This window comes from Streptomyces sp. NPDC002619 (assembly GCF_042889305.1).
GTDB lineage: Bacteria > Actinomycetota > Actinomycetes > Streptomycetales > Streptomycetaceae > Streptomyces.
This window is the reverse complement of the sequence record NZ_JBIAQV010000137.1, coordinates 1-2,391: the sequence shown is the minus strand read 5'-3', so window position 1 is coordinate 2,391 and position 2,391 is coordinate 1. Positions and strand designations below refer to the sequence as shown.

The 2,391-nt window shown below is 64.2% G+C and carries 1 protein-coding gene; it reads left to right on the top strand.

Annotated elements, in window-relative coordinates; translation table 11 throughout:
* Positions 1-691 precede the first annotated feature (691 nt).
* Positions 692-2,391: group II intron reverse transcriptase/maturase (gene ltrA, locus ACFYXB_RS45785; protein ID WP_389591430.1), on the top strand; the 1,700-nt coding region annotated here is incomplete at its 3' end.

The following is a 2,391-nucleotide window of genomic DNA, read 5'->3' as shown; positions in this document are numbered from 1 at the left end:
GCGCGGGTCGGGAAGGCACGCCCGGTGCGACGTGAAGTCACATCGCACGCAGAGTCCGCAGGGGAGGAGACGTGTCATGCGGACCTGACCAGTGATCAACGGTCAGTCCCCAGCCTCCGGTGCGCCGGGAGTAATCCCGGGGTGCTGAGCGGAGGTGGTCAAGCCCAAGGGCCCGCGGGCCATTCGCAGGCTACAGGCGAAGGGGAAGTCCGGACGGGTGAGCGAAAGCGAACTCTCGTCGACTCGTCGTCAGACTTACACCGCTCAATGGTCAGCACTCGGCGGTGGAATCCTCTAGGGCTGGGAAGCCCGGCGTGGCAGGTCCCCATCGGGAAGGGACCTGTGGGTCACCGCGGAGGACGGCGGAAAGGGAGCACCCCACCCGGGCGCAACTGCACGATGTGGAACACGGAAACCCCGTACGGGTCCGGCCTCGTCAGCCGGTAAGCCGAAGGTAACGGAGGTCGAACCCCCGTGCGGGAACAGGATGGTCCAAGAAGCGAACGCCACCAGGGCGAAAGCCCAGGGGAAACGGCCGCCGACCAGGAGTCCCCACCTGGCGGCTCATAACCCGGTGGACACCAGCCTGTGGCTGGAGCCGAAAGGCGGCTGACGTGGACCAGGTAGGCCATGAAGAGACGATGGGCAAGCACTTGTACCGAGGCGCAAGTTGGACTGAAGGGAGGCTGCGGTGACCGAACTGGCAATCGCCGAACCCCGGATGAACGGACCCGAGGGCGACGCCGAGTTCTGGCACAGCATTGACTGGAGCCGAGAAGAGACGTCTGTAAAGCGGCTGCGTCAGAGGATTTTCAGGGCTGCCCGCGAGTGTGACATGCAGCAGGTGCGCAACCTGCAAAAGCTGATGCTGCGGTCCAGGGCCAACACGTTGACGAGTGTCAGGCGGGTCTGCCAGGTCAGCACGGGCAAGAAGACGGCGGGAATCGATGGGCAGAAGGCTTTGTCTCCGGAGAAGCGGGGGAAGATGGCGCGGCAGATACTTGCTGACCCCATGTCCCACCCCCGGCCCGTGCGTCGTGTGTACATCCCGAAGGCGAACGGCAAGAGGCGCCCTCTGGGTATCCCGGTGATCAGGGACCGGGTCGACCAGGCCAGGTTCAAGAACGCTCTTGAACCGGAGTGGGAGGCCAGGTTCGAGGCCAGGAGCTACGGCTTCAGACCAGGCCGGGGAGCTTGGGACGCCATAGAGATGATCTTCAATGTCGCTGGGCGGAGGACCGCCAAGCGACTATGGGTCCTCGACGCCGATCTGTCAGCCGCCTTCGACCACATCAGTCATCAGCACCTCATGGACTCCGTCGGTCTGTTTCCGGGACGACGGCAGATTCAGGGATGGCTGAGGGCTGGGGTCATGGAGGACGGGCGGTTCGTCTCAACGCCTGAAGGCACCCCGCAAGGCGGCGTCATCAGCCCGCTGCTGATGAACATCGCCCTCCATGGGATGGGAGAGGTCATCGGGGCGAACCGCCCTTGGAACGCCAAGACGACCTCGCCGGCTCTGGTTCGATACGCCGACGACTTCGCGGTGTTCTGCACCACGGAGAAAGAGGCGATCAAGGCCAAGCAGGACCTTGCCGCATGGCTCGAACCCCGGGGTCTCTCCTTCAACGAGGAGAAGACCAGGGTGGTTCACCTCTCCAGCGGGGTGGACTTCCTCGGGTTCAACGTCGGCAGGTTCCGCGAGAAACTGATCATCAAGCCGAGCCGGGATGCCCTGCAGAGAGCCCGGAAGAGGATCAGTACCACGGCCAGGGAGAACAGCGGCTCGCCCGCTGAAAGCCTGGTCAGGGCACTGTCGCCATTCGTGCGTGGCTGGTCCACGTACTACCGGACTGTCTGTTCGAAGGAGACCTTCAACCTACTGGACGCCCACACCTTCGAGGTCCTGAAACGCTGGGCCATGCGACGGCACCGCCGCAAACCCTGGGGATGGATCAAACGGAGGTACTGGGGCAGGTTCCAGCCAGGCAGGTCCAGCAAGTGGGTGTTCGGCACCCCCGAACACTACTTGCCGCAAGCCTCCTGGATGCCTATCCAGCGACACACCCTGGTCAAGGACGACGCGTCGCCCGATGATCCGGAGCTGGAAGAGTACTGGGGGAACCGTCGACGCAAGCGGATACAGGCCGTGGGAGAGCCCAAGAAGATCCTCTCCCTCGCCTACCGTCAGCGGGGGCTCTGCCCCAGGTGCGGACTGGATCTGATCGACGGAGCCGGGTTCGACCCGGACGACGTTCAGGACTGGGCCAATTGGTTCACGGGGAGCCTCCGGGCGATCCACGTGCATCATCTGACCTACCGCAGCAAGGGCGGCAGCGACCACCCGAGCAACCTGGAGCTGATCCACACGACCTGTCATCGCCAGGCACA